General features: G+C 63.4%; 7 protein-coding genes. All 7 read right to left on the minus strand.

The genetic code is table 11. From position 1 onward, the window contains the following. Window positions 1–4: 4 nt before the first annotated feature. Entirely contained in the window at window positions 5–1,069 is a 1,065-nt protein-coding gene (locus CHB87_RS05720; protein WP_089407376.1) for a glycosyltransferase family 2 protein, read from the minus strand. Beyond that, a complete protein-coding gene (locus CHB87_RS05725) occupies window positions 1,066–2,370 on the minus strand; it encodes a glycosyltransferase family 4 protein (RefSeq protein ID WP_089407377.1) in 1,305 nt (434 codons plus the stop codon). Before CHB87_RS05725 ends, CHB87_RS05720 begins: the two co-directional genes overlap by 4 nt. Window positions 2,371–2,502: 132 nt before the next feature. Beyond that, window positions 2,503–3,762, minus strand: coding sequence for a glycosyltransferase family 4 protein (locus tag CHB87_RS05730; RefSeq protein WP_089407378.1), 1,260 nt, complete (start codon window positions 3,760–3,762; stop codon window positions 2,503–2,505). Window positions 3,763–3,764: 2 nt separating this feature from the next. Next, the gene (locus CHB87_RS05735; protein WP_089407379.1) at window positions 3,765–4,748 is read right to left on the minus strand and encodes a hypothetical protein; all 984 of its coding nucleotides are present in this window, start codon (window positions 4,746–4,748) and stop codon (window positions 3,765–3,767) included. Then, a complete protein-coding gene (locus tag CHB87_RS05740) occupies window positions 4,745–8,902 on the minus strand; it encodes a non-ribosomal peptide synthetase (RefSeq protein ID WP_089407380.1) in 4,158 nt (1,385 codons plus the stop codon). Before CHB87_RS05740 ends, CHB87_RS05735 begins: the two co-directional genes overlap by 4 nt. Further along, window positions 8,899–16,839: a hybrid non-ribosomal peptide synthetase/type I polyketide synthase gene (locus CHB87_RS05745; RefSeq protein WP_089407381.1), complete on the minus strand. Its 7,941-nt coding sequence runs from the start codon at window positions 16,837–16,839 to the stop codon at window positions 8,899–8,901. Before CHB87_RS05745 ends, CHB87_RS05740 begins: the two co-directional genes overlap by 4 nt. Beyond that, the gene (locus CHB87_RS05750) at window positions 16,836–18,773 is read right to left on the minus strand and encodes an amino acid adenylation domain-containing protein (protein ID WP_089407382.1); all 1,938 of its coding nucleotides are present in this window, start codon (window positions 18,771–18,773) and stop codon (window positions 16,836–16,838) included. Before CHB87_RS05750 ends, CHB87_RS05745 begins: the two co-directional genes overlap by 4 nt. Between the last annotated feature and the right edge of the window lie 10 nt (window positions 18,774–18,783).

Genomic DNA, 18,783 nt, shown 5'->3' on the forward strand with positions numbered 1-18,783 from the left:
GCGCCTACCAGGGCCGAGGCGGTGAGATGCGGCCGCCCTTGGTGTCCTGCCACGCCTGGTTCATCAATCCGACGAGCGTGCGATGATGCATCTCGCGCTCCTTGCGTTCGGGGTTCGAGCTGAAGCGGTTGCGCAGAACGACGCATTGAAAGAGCAGCGTCTCCATCCAGCGTGCGAGGTGGACCTTTGCGCCGTGGTGCTTGCGAAAGTAGAGCAGCGTGCTGCGCATGCGCCACAGCACCACCTGCGCCGCGCGCGCGGAGAAGGCCAGCGATTTGAGCTGCCGCGAGCTTTCGCCGCCGATGTGGACAACCACGACGTCGGGCCAGTACCAGACCCTCATGCCGGCCTGCTTCACGCGTTTACAAAGATCCACCTCTTCGTAGTAGAGAAAGAACTCCGGATCGAAGAGGCCGATCTGCTGGAGCACGGAGGGCCGGATGATGGAGAAGGCGCCGGGCACCCAGTCGACCGCGGCTGCCGCGTTGACGTCTGCCCAGGTGCGATCGAAGGCGCCGAAGAACTTCGACTTCGGAAACATGGCCGCAAGGCCGGTGAGGACGATGAAGTCGCCTGTGACGGAGTGGAAGCAGCGCGACGAGGGCTGGCCTTCGCCATCACGTCCGATGAGGCGGCCGCCGCCGAGGCCGCAGTCCGGCGTTGCGTCCATGTGCCGGATCGCGAGTTCGAGCGCGCGCGGTTGAAAGAAGGCATCGGAGTTGAGCAGCACATGGTAGCGTCCGCGCGCCTCGCGCAATGCGACGTTGTTGGCCGCGCCGAAGCCGAGGTTGACGTCGCTGCGCATCACGCGCGCCTGCGGGAAGTCGCGCTCGACCATCTCGGGCGAGCCGTCCTTCGATGCGTTGTCGACGACGAGGATCTCGATGTTGAGCCCGGCCGACTCCTTCACCACGGACTCCAGGCACTCGCGCAGAATCTCGCGAGTGTTGAAGGAGACGATGATGATGGACGCGTCGATGACGGCATCTACGGGCGCGGTGAGTTGCGGCTCGACATGGGGCGTCGGGGGGATGAGTTCGGTCGGGGGCTGTTGCGTCAGCTCTGTCATTGGGCCGTCCTCGCGGAGTTGGTGGAGTGGGTCTCGGTCAGTGAACGCCCGGCTGCCTGACGTTCGAAGACGCGCGCCAACAGCTCCTGGTTCAGCGGAAGGTTGTAGTGCGAGATGATGCGCTCGCGCGCGGCAACGCCAAGTTTGCGGCGCAAGCCTGGATCGTCGACCAGCGCACGCAGCGCGTCGGCCAGTGCGCTGGCGTTGGCGGGCGGTACAAGCAGGCCGTCGATGCCGCTGCGGATAAGCTCCGGAATGCCGGCGATGGTGGTGCTGACGCATGGCACGCCGAGCGACATTGCCTCCATGATCGCGACAGGGATGCCCTCGGCGAAGCTGGCCAGCGTGAAGATGTCCGCGCGGCGTACATGGTCGAGCGTGGCCTGATGCGAGAGCGAAGAGGTAAACGTGACGGACTTGCCCAGGCCGTGGTCCAGCGCGAAACGTTCGAGGCTCTCGCGCTCCGGCCCCGCGCCGATCAGCGTCGCGTGAATCTTCGCGCCCTGTCCTTGCAGCATCAGCAGAGCTTCGAGCAATATCTGATGGCCTTTGGCGGCGACCAGGCGGCCCGTACACACAAGCTCGAGCGTGCGCGAGGAGGTTGCGTTATCCGGTGGAGTGAGCAGCATCGGGTCGACGCCCAGGCGGACGACGTGGAACTTGTGCCACTCTTCCATGGGCGTGATCTGGAAGAGCTGGCTGCGGCAGAAGTCGCTGATGCAGACGACGAAGCTGGCGCGCCGCGTCTTCTCGCGCAACTGATAGGCGTCCATGTTCAGCAGCTCTTCGGGACCGTGGATTGTGATGGAGTAGGGAATGCGCCACGCAGCGGAGGTCAGCAGCGCAACCGATGCGACGGGTCCGCCGAAGTGAACATGCAGATGATTCAAGCCGCGCTGCTTCATCCAGCGACCCGCGAGGATGGCCTCCGCAAGATAGAAGAGCCAGAAGCCGCGCTGCCTGAGCGTGAGGTCCGCGATGCCGAAGACCGCCCGCAGTCCGCGCCACACAACGGAGGGCTGCGCGATGGCTGTCTTCACGATATCGATCAGCGCCGTGCTCTTGCTGCCTCCCTTGATGTAGAAGGTGGTATCGGCCTCCGCGGCTTCGATGGCTGGAAGCTGATCGCGGCTGCGATCCGGCTGATTGATGGACGCGGTCTCAATGTGCAGGCCGCGCGCGCGCAGGCCTAGCACCTCGTGCAGGAAGAAAGTATGGGAGATGGCAGGGTAGCGGCTGAGCAGATAGGCCATGCGCACGGTGGCGCGGTCGTCGCGGTGAGGTACCGCGCGCGACGTCATGGCAGCTTCCTTGCTCGCTCGATCTAGGGTCTCCACAATGGCTCCAGTATACGAAGAGTAACTAAAATTGCAGCGGGCCCGTTGGTTCGTTTGCCTGCATCTATCGGGTGATGGAAGTAGCGGATTACTTTTTCATGCCGACAAATTCTGTGTCTTCTTTTCCATCACGCGCGACTGCGTGGAGGCATAGATGTCCAGCATGCGGTCGATCTTCTTCTCCCAGTCGAAGACCTGCACCAGGCGCCGTCTGCCCTCGGCGCCGAGTCGGTTGCAAAGATCTGTATTGTCCATCAGGAGGCCCATTGCCTGTGCGAAGCCAGCGACGAGAGAGTCCTCGCTGCCGGGTTCGACGAGAATCCCGCAGTCGGGGGTTACATAATCGGCGGGTCCGCCCCAGGCCGTTGCGATGACCGGTTTGCTCATGGCCATGGCTTCGAGCACGACTGCGCCGCCGCACTCATAGATGCTGGGCAGCAGCAGCGCACGGGCCGCGCCCAGTCGTTTCGCGCACACATCCTGCGGTTGAAAGCCGAGAAAGCGGACACGATCCTGAACGCCCAACTGCACCGTCAGCGCCTTCCACGCAGCTTCCATCGGGCCGCCGCCGATCACATCGAGCTGTGCGCCGGGCGTGATTGCAAGCGCGCGGATGGCGATGTGCAACGCCTTCCAATCTACCAGCCGCCCGATGAAGAGGAAGCGCTGCGGCTCGTTCGCGTCGCGTGTCGCCGGCTTCGTGCTCCACTGCGCAAGATCGACCCCGTTCTCCGGAAGCTCGATGACCTGACCGCGCAGACCGCTGGGCAATGCCTGCCGCGTACGCTCATTCGCAACCAACACGACCGCGGCGTTACGCTTGCCGGGGAGTACTGCGTTTACGATATTCGAGAACGAACGGCCGAGTGCGATGGCTGCACGGCTGAAGGCCGACTCCGCATGTTTGAAGGCGGGCGGATAATCCATGCCGCCGTTCAGCGGGCCGATGACCACCGGCGCGCCCAGCCCTGACATCAGCGAAGGGAAGCGCGGCGAGACGGGGATGGGCTGATGCACGACATCGACATCGTGGTCGCGCACAAGACGCTTGACGATGCGGCGCTGGCAGAGCTGCGTCAGCAACTGGTTTGCGAGGCCGAAGGTCGCCTCCGAGATGCGGCGCGGAAAGATGCGGCTGACCTGATAGATGACCTTGTGGAGGGTGAGGTCCTCGACGAAGATGAGGCGTTCGAGTTCTTCGGGGAAGAGCTCGATCATCTCCGGCCGCGTGCGGCTGTGTACGACCAGCCACGCCTCGACGCCTCGCTCGCGCAGTACGCGGAAGTAGTGGTAAGGCAGGATGGCCTCGCCGCCGAAGCGCTTCGAGGCGTGCTCCGCAACGATCGCGACGCGCATGGCTAGCCCGCTCCAAAGAGCTGGTAGTAGCCCAGGCTGCGCAGCATCTGCTTGGCGCGCTGTTCGCGGCCATAGTGTGCGGGGGTGAGTTCGGTGAAGGGCTGAACGACGCCCGCTTCGAGACGTTCGGGGCCAGGCGAGAGCATGCCCGCCTTCTCGGCTTCGGGCAGCCACCATTTGGCTTCGCCGCCGGCGTGGAAGCACTTCATCTGCGACCACGGCTCGGACTTGAGGATGCGCAGGCCTTTGAAGCCGATCTTGCGCATGACGCGCTTGGGCTGCGTACGATGCCAGCAGGACCACAGCTTCGGATCGAGATAGCCGCCGCCCTCGCGCATGGCGATCGCCGCCCACACGATGGCTTCGACGTGCATCATGCGCGGCAACGTGGCGCCGCCGGCGAGCGTGCCCAGCAGCCACTCGATCCAGTCGAGGTCCGTGCCCTGCTCGGCCGCGCGCCAGTGCGAAACGCCGATGTCGACGTGGTGCGCGAGCGGAATCTTCGCGTCCATGGCGTTGCGCACGATCTCGGGCGGCAGCAGGCAGTTGGGCTTCTGCCACATCAGCAGCAGGCCCGTCTCGGGCGTCTTCTCGAAGCGGAAGACGTTCGGGAAGTAGAGGTCGGGGTCGAGCAGCACAAGCTCTTCGCCCGGCTTCGATAGCAGCAGAGGATCGGTGACTTTACGCCAGCAGGGATGCCCGTGGCGAAAGGCGCGCAGGTTCGGATAGCCGCCGAAGAGCTCCGCTTCGCGGTCGTTCAACTCGGCCTCCGCAGTGACGCTCCAGCGATGGCGCGGCTGCGGCGAAAGGGAGAGCAGCGCCTCGGTCAGCGCCTGCTTGTCGGCCTCGCTGTCCGTGACGAGATGAAGGTCGAGGTCTTCGAAGCTGTTGCGCAGCAGGCTTTCCAGCGCATAGTGTGCATAGCCGAGCGAGCGCGGCGACAGCACCATGTAGACCTGGCGCAGAGGTGCGGGAGTCAGCATCATACCTTGCTCCCATATTGTTCGCGTCCGGCGCGTGCAACCTGTGCCGTGTGGGCCAGCTTCAGCGCGTCGCGCAAGCCTTCGGCCAGCACGTCGATGCCGGGTTCGAGGAAGATGCGTTCATGGTCGCCGGGCAGGTTGCGCACCTCGACGCCGCGTTTGAAGATGGTGTTCCAACCCAGCTCGCGCGGCGCGTTCGGGTCGTCCTGCTCGGTCGCGCGGAAGAGGGTCAACGCGCCGTCGTATGGTGTGAGCTTGTAGTTCTTCGCGGCTACGTAGTTGATGTCGGTCGCGCTCTTCATGAAAGAAGGAACCGACTTGAACTTTAGTGCCGCGGCGACGAAGACGGAGTAGCGAATGGCTCGCGTGACGATCTTCTCCTTCGTGTAGGCGATGCGGTCGCGCATGCTGAGTCGCGAGGTGTTGCCCTTGTACTGGCCCATGCGGCGGTTGATCTTCGACTGCATGGTGATGGTCTTCGAAAGCTCCGCAAGATAGTCCTGCGACTTCGAATCGAGCATGCCGAGCATCGCAACCTGCTGGCCCGCGGCGCGCAGTTGATGCGCCATCTCAAGCGCCATGGTGCCGCCGAAGGAGTAGCCCAGCAGATAGTAAGGGCCCTGCGGCTGCACCTGACGGATCTCTTCGAGATAATGCGCCGCCAGATCCTTCATGTGGAGCAGTGCGGGCTTCCTGCTTTCGAGCGCCTGCGCCTGGATGCCGAAGACCGGCTGCTCGCGACCCATGCGCATGGAGAGCGTGTAGAAGTTCACGATGTTGCCGCCGATGCCATGCACGATGAACAGCGGAGGCCGCGTGCCGTGCGGCTGAATCGCAACCAGTGAAGACGACGTGTTCGGCGAGAAGCGCGTACGCACCAGGTCCGCGACCGACTCGATGGTCGAAGCCGAGATGAGGCTGGCCAGTCCGAGGTCGAGAGCGTAGACGCGGTTCATGTGATTGATCAGCCGCAGCGCAGCCAGCGAACCCACGCCGAGAGAGAAGAAGCTGGCGCGCGTGCTGATCTTCGGGATGCCCAGCGTCGACTGCCAGATCTCGACCAGTTGGCGCTCCACCATATCGCGCGGCGCGGTGAACTCATGCGGGGGCAGCGCCTTCAGGGCGAGGCCGCTGTCGCCGGCCTTCGAAAAGACCTCGGGCAGATGCTTGCGATCGATCTTGCCGTTCGGCGTACGCGGGAAGGCTTCGAGCACGACTACGGCGTTGGGGCAGAGGTAGTCCGGCAACTTCGTGCGCAACAGCTTGTTCAGTTCGTTGACCAGCTCCGGCTCGGTCTCGTGTTCGGTCGCCTCGGGCGAGACCACATAGGCGACCAGCCGCGTGATGGGGCCGGCGTTGTCGGTCGCCTCGACCTGCTGGTGGACGACCACGGCCTCATGCACCTTCGCATGCAGGCTCAGCACGGCTTCGATCTCCCCCAGCTCCACGCGATAGCCGCGAATCTTTACCTGGAAGTCGCTGCGGCCCAGAAGCTGCATCAGGCCGCTGGCGTTCCACATGGCAAGGTCGCCGGTGTTGTAGATGCGGCCTGGCGCAAAGGGGTTCTTGATGAACTTCTCGGCCGTCAGCTCGGGCCGGTTCCAGTAGCCGCGCGCCAGTCCCGCGCCGCCGATATACAGATCGCCCGCAACGCCCACCGGCACCGGCCGCAACTGCGTGTCGAGGATGTAGAACTGCGTGTTCGCGATCGGTGGACCGAGCAGCATTGGCCCTGTGCCATGCGTGACGCGGGTTGCCGAAGACCAGATGGTCGTCTCGGTCGGGCCATAGACGTTCCACACATCGTTGCTGCGTTCAAGCAGTTTGTTCGCCAGCTCACGCGGCATGGCCTCGCCGCCGCACAGGACTTTCAGCGGACGCTCGCCCTTCCAGCCGGCGTCCATCAGCATGCGCCATGCGCCGGGCGTTGCCTGTAGAACAGTCGCCTTGCTTTGTTCGAGCAACCCTGCAAGCTGGTTGCCGTCGTTTACCTGTACGTCGGTTGCGATGATGAGGCGTGCGCCCGTCAGCAAAGGCAGCATCAACTCCAGGCCCGCAATGTCGAAGGCCAGCGTCGTAATGGCGACCAGCGTGTCCTTTGCGGTCAGTCCGGGCTTGCGCTCCATCGAATGCAACAGATTCATGAGCGCGCGATGTTCGATGGCGACGCCCTTGGGGCGACCGGTCGAGCCGGAGGTGTAGATGACGTAAGCCAGTGCGTCCGGACCGGTCGGTACAGGCAGCGTGATGGCGCCGATGGGACCGCTCTCGGGGGGCAGCGAGTTCAGATCGAGCACGGTCGCAGTGGTCTTGAGGTCCAGATTCTTCGAAGTCCGCGTGAGCAGGAACGCCATCTTCGCGTCTTCGACCACCATCTGTAGGCGGTCGACGGGATGCCGCGGATCGAGCGGAACATAGGCGCCCCCGGCGATCAGCACAGCCAGCACCGCGCCCAGCATCTCGGGCGAGCGATCGACGCAGATGCCGACGAGTGATCCGGGTTTCAGCCCAAGGCGCACGAGCCTGCCGGCAAGCCATGTGGCATAGGTGTTCAGCTTGGCGTAGGTCCAGCTCTGGCGGCCGCAGACGACCGCGACATCGACCGGGTTCGACTCCGCGCGACGCATGAAGATCGACTGGATCGATTCGAACTCGCCGAAGTCGACCTCGGTCCGATTCCAACCATGCACGATCTCTTCGCGGTCGGTGGGCGAGAGCATCCAGAGCTGATCGACGCGCGCGTCGGGGACGGTCAGAGCGGACTCCAGCAGCGCGACATACAGACGCAGATATTGCTGAATCGTCGACTGCCGAAAGTGCTGTGGGTTGTACTCGAGCTGCAGCCGCGGTCCTTCTTCAGCCCGGTCCACGATGGCGAACATCAGCTCGAAGACTGCGCCCGGACTCTCGGAGCGCAGCGGCGTGATCTCAAGGCCAGCGACGCGCTGCGTCACCATGAACGACTTCTGATAGAGGAAGAAGACCGGCATCTCGAATGAGTTATGACGGTCGCCAAAGTAAGTGTCGTGAACCAGGTCTTCGAAGGGCAGGGTCTGGTTCTCGTACGCGCCGAGGCTCCAGGTTTGCACCTGCTTCAGCAGCGCGCGAAAGCTGGACTCCTTCTCCATCTGGATGCGCATGACCTGGATGTTCATGAAGAGGCCGATGAGTTCGGCGGTGTCTTCATTGCGGTTGCCGCAGGGCGAACCGATGACAAGGTCAAGTTGCCCGCTCAGACGGCTCATGAGCGCGGTGAAGACGCTGGTGAGCAGGATGTTGAAGGTGACGTTTTCCTTCACGCAGAAGCGATGCGCCGCCGCGGTAAGGTCGGCTGGGATGAGCAGCGTCTCGATGTCGCCGGTCTCGGCGCTCAGGCCGGGACGATCTTCTTCGGGCTCTACCTTCAGCATGCCCGAAGGGCCGGAGTCGCGATGCAGCTCCAACCGGTGAAAGTCCTTGCCGAGGGTCTTGCGCCAGAACTCGATGGAGCGCCCGGCCTCTTCGCTGGCGCGCCACTCCTCGGCCCACACGGCATAGTCGCCGAACTGAATCGGGAGCTCCGGCAGGTCGGCTACCTTTTCAACCATCAGCGCTTCGTAGAAGGCTGCAGCGTCGCGCAGCAGGATGCCGAGCGAGATGCCGTCGCAGATGATGTGGTGCATGGTGACGAGCAGCAGGTGATGCTCGTCGGCGAACTTCAACAGCTTCAGCTCGAGCAGCGGTCCTTTGCGCAGGTCCATGCGAAAGGCGGCATGCGCGCGGATGGCGCGGCGCGCCTCCGGGGAGTGCGCGGCGTCGGGGATGTGCTCCAGGTTCTCGACCGGTATCTCGATGCGGTAGGCCGTGCCGATGATCTGGGTCAACTGGCCGTCGACCAGCTCGAAGGTCGTACGCAGCATCTCGTGGCGTTCGATGCAGAGCGTGAAGGCCTGTTCGAGGCGCGCGAGATCGAGCGGCCCCATGCACTGCCACATCAACGGCATGTTCAGCGCGGGGTTGCCGGGGTTCAGTTGATCGAGCGACCAGAAGCGAATCTGCCCCTGCGTCGCGGGCATGGCGTACACCTCGGAATCGCCTGGTGGCGGCCCGCCGCCGAGGACCTGATCGATCGTTCGATCAAGCACGGCGTCCGCACGATTTTGAAGTGGAGCACTCATGAATTCTTACCTTTCGCGTAGCGATAGCTCTCGCGTGAGGCTGGTGTGATCCGTGTCGTGGCGCGCACGGAGGGGCCCACATTGACCGACCCGATGGCGTTCTGTTCCAACGCCTGCGAGAGGGCAACGATCGTACGGTGCTGAAAGAGCATGGTAGCCGTAACCGGCAGACCCTCGCGCTGCGCCCGTGCGGCGATGCGGAAGATCAGCAGGGAATCCGCTCCCAGTTCAAAGATACTGTCTGTGGTGCTTACCCGGTCAAGTTGCAGGATCTCGGACCAGATGGTCACGAGCTTCTTCTGCTCGTCATTGGTGGGTTCGGTGAAGGCTCCCTGCGAGTTCTGCAGTGCGCTGGCCAGCGCCATGGCGGGGTCGGGTAGACCCTTGCGATCCACCTTGCCGTTCGGGGTGCGGGGCATGGACGTCAGCGCGACGATAGCGTTCGGCGCCATGTACTCCGGCAGCTTGTCGGCCAGCATGGCGGTCAGCTCCGCGATGAGCGGCGCCGGGTTGTTGGCCGCATCGCCCGCTGCGACGTAAGCGATAAGCCGCGTGATGCCTGCGCCGCCGTTTCGTCCTGGCGTGATGTATTGAACGACCACGGCCTCCTTCACCTGCGCGTGCTTCGCAAGCGCGGCCTCGATCTCGCCCAGTTCGATGCGATAGCCGCGAACCTTCACCTGGAAGTCGCTGCGCCCCAGCAGCTCGAGCAGACCGTTCGCGCTCCAGCGAGCGACATCGCCGGTGTTGTAGATGCGGCCCGCGCCAAAGGGGCTCGGCACGAACTTCTCCGCAGTAAGCTCAGGCCGCTTCCAGTAGCCTTGAGCAAGACCCGCACCGCCGATGTAAAGCTCGCCCGTGACGCCCACCGGCGCAGGCTGCATGTGCTTGTCGAGGATGTAAAACTGCGTGTTCGCAATCGGTGGGCCGAGAAGCAAAGGACCCGTGCCGACCTGTACCCGCGTGGCCGAAGACCAGATGGTCGTCTCGGTGGGACCGTAAACGTTCCACACCTCGTTGCTGCGCTCGAGCAGCTTATCCGCAAGCTCGCGGGGCAGCGCTTCGCCGCCGCAGAGAACCTTCAACGGCATGTCGCCGTTCCAGCCTGCCTCGATCAGCATGCGCCATGCGCCCGGCGTCGCCTGCAGCACGGTGGCCTTGCTGCGCGTCAACAGCGCCGCCAGTTCGAAACCGTCGTGTACCTGCGCATCGGTTGCGATGACCAGTTTGGCGCCCGTCAACAAGGGAAGCAGCAGTTCGAGTCCTGCGATGTCGAAGGCCAATGTCGTGATGGCGACGAGCGTGTCGTTGGCCGCGAGACCAGGCTCGCGCTCCATCGAACGCAGCAGGTTGATGAGCGCGCCGTGGCCTACCGCGACGCCCTTCGGACGCCCTGTTGAGCCGGAGGTGTAGATGACATAGGCCACTGTCTCAGGCGCAACCTTCGCGGGCGCCAGCGGGCCGGCATCGTCGACGATCAGGGTGTTCAGGTCGATGGTCTTGACCGGCGTCTTCAGCATCAGGCGAGTCGCCGTGCCGGTGATGAGGAACGACATGCCCGCATCTTCAAGCACCATCTCCAACCGCTCCGTGGGGTGACGCGGATCGAGCGGCACATACGCGCCACCGGCCATCAGCACGGCCAGCACCGCGCCCAGCATCTGGCAGGAACGATCGACGCAGACGCCGACCAGTCCGCCAGGCGCAAGGCCATCGCGAACCAGCTTACGCGCCAGACCGGAGGCGTAATTGTTCAGTTGCCCATACGTCCAGGCGGCGCCGCCGCACTGCACCGCGGTCTCCTGAGGATGGGTGTGTGCGCGTTGCGCGAAGGCGGCATGGATGCTTTCGAATGCGCCGAAGTCGATGGCCGTGTTATTCCAGCCGGAGAGGATCTGGGTGCGCGTCGCGGCGTCGAGCAGACGCAGCTCGCTGACCGCTACATCGCTGCTCTCGCCGATGTTCGTCAGCAACTCCGCGTAGTGCTTCATCCAGCAACGCAGCGTGCACTCGTCGAAGAGGTCGGTGTTGAAGTCGCAGGCAAACTCGAGATCGTTCTCCGTCTCGACGACGTTGAGGAACAGATCGGTGTTGACGTACTGCTTGGGATTGGCGCGCATGTGCGTCTTCAACCCGTCGAACTTGACGTTCACGCCGACGCGCTCAAGATTGAACTGCACTTCGATCAAGGGCAGGCGGCTGGGGTCGCGTGGGATGCGCAGCTTGCGCAGCAGGCTGCCGTACGTGAACTCCTGATGGTCGTACGCATCGAGCAGTAGCCCGCGCGTCGAACGCAGATGTTCCTTCACCGTCTCGCCCGCGGTGAGATCGCTGAGCATGGGGAGGAAGTGTACGGCATGGCCGACGAGGCTTGCGTCTTCGATCAACGCCTGGCCGGCGGTGGAGATGCCGACGACCACTTCATCCTGCCCCGTCAGACGATGCATCAGCAACTGAAAGCCGGAGAGCATCGTGACATAGAGTGTGCAGCCGTTCTTCGCGCTCGCGGCCTTCAGCGCGGTGTAGAGTTGTGGGCCAAGCGATCCCTCGATGGTTGCGCCGTTGTAGGTCTTGTTCGCGGGGCGTGGACGATCCGTCGGCAGCGCCAATACGGGCGCGCGTCCTTCGAAGCGCTTGACCCAGTATGCTTCGTTCGTGTCGAACTCGCCGCTCTGCGCGCGTTTGCGTTCGTGCATTGCATAGCTGCTGAAGGGAAGCAACGGCTCGATGCTTGCCGGCTTCTCGCCGCCATTGGCATAAAACTTGCCTGCGTCTTCGAGCAACTGATTCGCCGACCAGCCATCGAGCACGATGTGATGCGCGGTCATCACCAGCGCAACATGATCGGTCGAGAGCTTGAAGATGGTGGCGCGCACCAGCGGTCCATGATGCAGGTCGAAGGGCCGATGACCTTCTTCGGCGCCGGCCTGTACGAGCTGATCCGTCTGCTGCGCCTCGTTCAATAACGTAAGGTCTACTACCTCGATGGGCAGGTTGAATTCCGAGGCGATCAGCATGGAGTCGCCATCGAGGCTTACGGTCGTGCGCAGTGCATCGTGGCGAGATACAGCGGCTGCAAGCGAACGCTCCAGCTTAGCTATGTCTACCGGTCCGCGCAGGTGCAGCGTCAGCGACTCGTTGAACGCGCAGTTGGCCTCGTCGCTGAGCGCGGCGGCGAGGAAGATCTCGCGCTGCGGCTCGGTGAGCGGAACGGAGGCGGGCGTCTCGGCGAGCGCGTCGGGATGGAACTCCGAGTTCGCGGCAAGCCCGGGCAGTGCGCCTGCGGCCTGCATCTCCACAATGGTTTCGCGGAACGCCTTCTTGATGGCCTCGATGTCGCCATCGCTATGCGCGGTCGTGAGGAAGCAGGGATAGCCTTCCTGGATGTGGATGCCCTTCGTGCGCATCGCGTAGTAGAGCAGACTGCCAAGACGCACATCGTGCGGGAAGGTGAAGTAGAACCACGATGCGAAGTGATGGACGCGGCAGGGCACGCCACGATCGGCAAAGAAGCGGTCAAGCTCCTCGGCGGTCTCCCTTGTCTTGCGGTTCAACTCGCTCTGCAGTTGCGGACCCTGCGCCTTCAGGAAGGTCAGCACGGACTTCGCCGCGGCCATCGCAAGCGGATGCCGCACAAAGGTGCCGGCGAAGAAGGTGACGCCAACCTCCGGGCCGGAGTCGTCGCCATACTGCCACGCGCCGCCGTCGAGCGCATCGAGGTACTCGCGTTTGCCCGAGAGCACGCCGATGGGATGTCCGCCGCCGATGACCTTGCCGTAGGTCGCCATGTCGGCGCGCACGCCGAAAAACTCCTGCGCTCCACCTGGCGCGAGACGGAAGCCGGTGACGACCTCGTCGATGATGAAGACCGTGCCCGCATCCTCGGTGATCTTGCGCACTTCTTTGATGAAGGCAACCGGCTGCAGCCCAGGGTTGCGGGTCTGTACGGGCTCGATCATGACGGCCGCGATCTCCGCGCAGTGCTCACGCAGATAAGCAAGCGAGGCGTCGGAGCCGTAGTCGAGCACGATGACGTTGCCCGTGTTCGCAAGCGGAATGCCGGGCGCAATGGGCGAGCTGCCACGCGGCGTGTTGCGGATCAACACCTCGTCGAAGGTGCCATGATAGTCGCCCGCAAAGTAGACGAGCTTATCGCGACCGGTGACGGTGCGCGCCACGCGGATCGCGGCCATCACGGCCTCGGAGCCAGTGTTGCAGAAGGTCACGCGCTCGTTGCCGGTCAGCTCGCAGATCATCTTCGCGACCTCGCCGGCAAGCGGCGTCTGCGGCCCAATGGCGACGCCATACTCCAACTGCTTCGTGATCGCTTCGACAACGAAGTCGGGCGAGTGGCCGAACATGATGCATCCGTATCCGTTGACGATATCGATGTACTCGTTGCCATCGACGTCCCAGATCTTCGAGCCCTTCGCACGATCGGTCAGCAGCGGGTAGACCATCTCCTTCCACTGCGGACGGAAGCCCGCAACGGCGCGTGGATCGGCCAGATGCGGACGCGCGGCCTGCGTCAGCTTCTTGGAGGTCGGCGTCTTGCGTTCGTACTTCGCGATCAACTCCGCGACATACTTCTCCTGGCGCGCATCCATCTCCGCGGTGGCCTTCGGCTGCAGTGGACGATAGGAGCCATGCTTGACCTCAGCGGCAGAAGATACGAATGGGGCAGAGCTCGCGGGCGCCGGGACCGATGCAGTGGGCGTCGCTGTAACGACAGACGATGCGCTTGCAATCGGAGCCGCGCCCTGAAGCATGGCAACCTGAGACGCGAAGACCTGCGACATCATGGCAAGCTGCTGGGCCATCAGACGCTCCATCGCGGAGGCCGCTTCGCCAGCGGGCATATGCAATGTGGGCGCCGGCATGAGAGGCTGTGCGGCGGGCGTGCTTGTGGCGACAGCGGTAGCCGCAGGCTTCGGCGCCACGTCGGCGGGGAAGGCATCGGCGGGCAATACGGTATCGAGGTAAGCGGAGAGGCTAGCGATCGTGGGGTACTGCTCCATGATCTGGCGGAAGGTCAGCTTCACGTTGAACTTCTTCTGCAAAGACTGCGTGGCCTGCGTCAGAAAGAGTGAGTCGAAGCCAAGTTCCAGGAACATATGATCGGCTTCGGCAGCCGTCGTGTGGATTCCGCTCAACTCCTCGAACACGCCTGCGACGATCGTCTGAAGCCGCACCTTACGCTCTGGAACCTGCATCTCTACCCCCGTCGGAACTGTTTCAGTCTGTGTGTCCAAGGCGCTGCGTTCGGCCTGTACATGCTTTGTGAGGTCTACATTAAGACGTTCCGGCGGCGCAACCCAATGCAACTTCCGTTCATAGGGATACGTCGGCAGTGACACCTTATTCCTCTGCTCGTGCGCATAGTAGGCTGTCCAATCGGGCATTATGCCTGCATTCCATATCTGCCCCAGGGCATGTTGGATGCTTGCGGCATTGGCGCCGCGTGGAAGGGATGCAACGAAAGTGGCATCGTGTCCGCCCCGCTGCTGTTTGCCGAGCGTGGTCAACGTCTCCCCGGGGCCAACCTCGATCAGCAGCGTAGACCCATCGTTCATGAGGGTCTCCAATGCGTCGGCGAAACGCACGGGCTGCCGGCACTGCCGAGCCCAGTACTGCGGATCGGTCGCCTGCGTGCCTGTGATCCATGTGCCCGTGACGCCCGAAACATATGGGATGCGCGGCTCGTGCAGCGTCACCGCGCGAACCGCGGCTTCAAAGTCCGCGAGCATCGGGTCGAGCATCGCGGAGTGAAACGCATGCGAGGTCCGCAGCCTGCGGAATGCGATCTGCTTCTCGTTAAGAGCCTGCTCTACAAGCTCGATCGCAGCGAAGGTCCCTGCCAGCACGCTGGCGTTGGGCGCGTTCAGCGCGGCAATGCAGACGTCGTCGCCAACGTACTCCGCCAAGGCCGCCTCCGAAAGCGCGACAGATGTCATGGCGCCGCGTTGCATGGCCTGCATCGAACGTCCTCGCAGGCTCACCAGTCGAACCGCGTCTTCACGGCTCATCACGCCGGCCAGCACCGCCGCGACATATTCACCCAGGCTGTGCCCGGCCATGGCCTGCGGCTGGATGCCCCAGCTCTGCCACAGCGTGGCAAGCGCAAGTTCAGTTACAAAGAGCGCAGGCTGCGCGAAGCGCGTCTCCTGCAAGGTCTCCGCGGCAGCAGTTATCTGATCCGCAGTGGGGTAGAGCAGCGTGCGCAGATCGTATGCAAGGAACGAGAGCAACTCGTCGCAGCATGCATCCACCGCCTCGCGATAGACGGGCTCCGTTGTGTACAGCTCCTGCCCCATGCCGGGGGACTGCGATCCCTGACCGGTGAAGAGGAATGCGACCTTCGGCGTCGCCTCTGACCTTTGCTTTTTGACGTTGGACTGCAACTGCGCGGCCGCATCCTTCGCTTCGCCTGCGACAACGAAGCTCTTCCAGTCGTGCGCCCTGCGTCCGGTGGCAAGGGTGTACGCGACATCGTCGAGCTTCGCCTCAGGATGCGCGAAGAAGTATGCTGCGAGGTTTGCCTTCATGTCTTCGAGCGCATTCTCGGTTCGTGCCGAAAGGCAAAGCAGATGTTGTTTGCGAGACGATGCCCTAGAGGTAAGGCGCGGCGCCTCTTCCATGACGACGTGAGCATTGACGCCGCCCACTCCAAACGCGCTGACCCCGGCGCGCAGAGGCCCGTCCGCGAGCCAGGGCTTCACGGCGCGGTTTATATAGAATGGCGTCTTTGCGAAGTCGATCTCCGGGTTGGCTTCTTCAAAATGCGCCAGTGGAGGTAACAATTTGTGCGAGAGCGAGAGAGCGGTTTTGATCACGCCCGTTACCCCGGCTGCGCTGTCGAGGTGGCCGACATTGGCCTTGGCGGTGCCGATCGCGCAGAAGCCTGTCCGATCCGTGCCTGTGCGGAAGGCCTTCGTCAGCGCCGCAACCTCGATCGGATCGCCAAGCGGAGTCGCGGTGCCATGCGCTTCGATGCAGGTGATCGTATCGACCGGCACGCCTGCCATCGCCTGCGCCGTTGCAATGACGCCGGCCTGGCCGTCGACGCCCGGCGCCATGTAACCGGCCTTCATCGCGCCATCGTTGTTTACCGCGAAGCCACGAATGACAGCCTCGATATGGTCGCCGTCACGCACTGCATCTTCAAGCCGCTTCAGCAATACGACGCCCACGCCATGGCCGAAGACGGTGCCGGTCGCGTCCTTGTCGAAGGGGCGGCAGTGACCATCGCGCGATCCGATGCTGCCCTCGGAATACTGATGGCCGCGTTCCTGCGGAAAGGTCACCGACACGCCGCCCGCAAGCGCCATGTCGCACTGATAGGTCATCAGGCTTTGGCTGGCCTGACAAATTGCAACCAAAGAGGTTGCACATGCGGACTGAACGCTCATGACCGGGCCGCGCAGGTTCAGCTTATAGGCGGCGCGCGTGGTGAGGAAGTCTTTATCGTTGCCCAGCAGGTGCTGAAACTCGCCGACCTGATAGCTGCTCGTCAGCGCGTCGATGGTCTCGCGATCCTTGCAGAGATTCGCGAGCAGATAGGTGTTCAGGCTGCAGCCTCCAAAGAGGCCGATGGCGCCGGGATAGTCGTTCGAGACATAGCCCGCATCCTCGAGTGCGTTCGCGCAGGCTTCAAGGAAGAGACGGTGCTGCGGGTCCATGCGCTCGGCTTCGCGGGGCGAGATGCCGAAAAACTCCGCATCGAACATGGCTGCGTCTTCCAGCACACCGCGCGCCGCCACGTAGTCGGGATCGTTCGGATTGTGGTTCGCAAACTGCGTGACCGTATCTTTACCCGCGAGGATATTGGCCCAGAATGCTTCGATGTCGCGCGCGCCCGGGAACTGCCCGGACATGCCGATGATTGCGATACCGTCCAGCGTCTGCTCATCCTGCTCTGTATACAGATCGTCGCTCAACGTGTGGCCCCCATGGTGTTGCGTATCCTTGCGAATGCATCCTTCTGCTTCTTTGCCTGCAACTGCGCCGCGGTCATCGCGGGTGTGGTGGAGACGGCTGGCGCTTCCACCGCATCGAGCCGCTTCGCGAGCGAACGGACCGTCGTACACTCGAACATCCACGTAATGGCGACTGTGCGCTTCAGCGCCTCCTGCAGTCTCGCGCGCACGGCGACAAGCAGCAGTGAGGTGCCGCCGATGTCAAAGAAGTTGTCGTCGAGTCCAATATGCGCGGCGCCCAGCGCGGCGCGCCATGCCTCTGCGACAACCTGTTCCGTCGCCGAGAGAGCGCTGTTCGATTCCACGCGCGATCCGGTCGCCGGCTCAGGCAACGCGGCGCGGTCCACCTTGCCGTTGGCGGTCAGCGGAAGCGTTGCAATCTGCATGTAAAACGAAGGCATCATCTGCGGGGGCAGCTTCGTTGCGAGGTACCCGCTCAACGCGCTACTCTCCATCGCGGATCCATTGCGCGTGACGTAGTATGCGACCAGCCGCTGTGCGCCGTTGGCATCGGGCCTCGCCAGCACGCAGCCGTGCTGCACGTCGGGATGTTCGGTAAGAGCGGATTCGATCTCGCCGAGTTCGATGCGGAAGCCGTTGATCTTGACCTGCCCATCGCCGCGTCCGAGATACACAAGCTCGCCATCGGCGCGCCTGCGAGCGAGGTCGCCGGTGCGATAGAGCCGTGCGCCAGGCAATCCATAGGGATCGGCGATGAAGCGCTCTGCGTTCAACTGTGGCCGGTTGAGATAGCCAAGCGCGACGCCTGCGCCGCCGATATACATCTCGCCATCGGCGCCAACGGCGACGGGCGCGCCCTCGGCATCGAAGACATGAATCTGCAGGTCGGGAATCGGCACGCCGATCAGGCTGTCGTTCTCCACTTCGCTGTCGCGCAAGGTCAACGGGCGATAGCTGACATGCACCGTCGTCTCGGTGATGCCGTACATGTTGACGAGTTGCGGCGCGCGGTCGCCGTGCCGTTCGAACCATGCGCGCAGCCGCTTGGGATAGAGCGCCTCGCCGCCGAAGATAACGTAACGCAGCGAGAGCGGCAGCATGGGCCTCGTCTCTTCCACCTGCATCAGCAGCGCAAAGGCCGAAGGCGTCTGGTTCAGCACAGTCACGCGCTCATCGGAGAGCAGCATGTAGAAGTCTTCCGGCGATCGGCTGACCGCGAACGGCACAATGACGAGTCGGCCACCAGTCGCGAGACAGGCCCAGATCTCCCACACCGAGAAGTCGAAGGCAAGCGAGTGGAACATCGTCCACACGTCGCTCTCGTTGAAGTGAAACCAGTGCTCGGTCTGTTCGATCAGCCGAACGACGTTATGCTGGCTGACCTGCACGCCCTTGGGTTTGCCGGTTGAGCCCGAGGTGTAGATGACGTACGCGACATCTTCTGGAGCCGCCTCGAACGGAGCAATGACGTCTTCAAGGACATCGTCGTCCGTTGCGTCAAGCAGCACAAATGCAACCGTGTTCGAGAGTTCGCGAGGCAGCCTGGCCGCAAGCTCTTTCGTCGTGATGAGCACACGCGGTCGTGCGTCTTCAAGCGTATCGAGTACGCGCGCTGCGGGGTATGCAGGGTCGATCGGCAGGTATGCCGCGCCGCGGCGCAGCACGCCCAGCAGCGCGGTGATCATGTCGGCGGAGCGATCCAGATAGATTGCGGCGATGTCGCCGTGGACAAGGTTGCATTGAGCAAGCCTTGACGCCATGCGTGCGGCCGCGCGATCAAGTTCGATGTACGTCAGCCGCGCCTGGCCGCAGGTCACGGCAGTTCTGTCGCCATGACGCTGCACGGAGCCAGCGAAGAGGCTGAGCAGCGTCGCGCCGTCGTGCGTGTTGGTCGAGGTTACGGGCTGGGTCGCGTTGTAGGTCGAGCTCGTCATGAAATCCGCC

Source organism: Granulicella rosea (assembly GCF_900188085.1).
Classification (GTDB): domain Bacteria; phylum Acidobacteriota; class Terriglobia; order Terriglobales; family Acidobacteriaceae; genus Edaphobacter; species Edaphobacter rosea.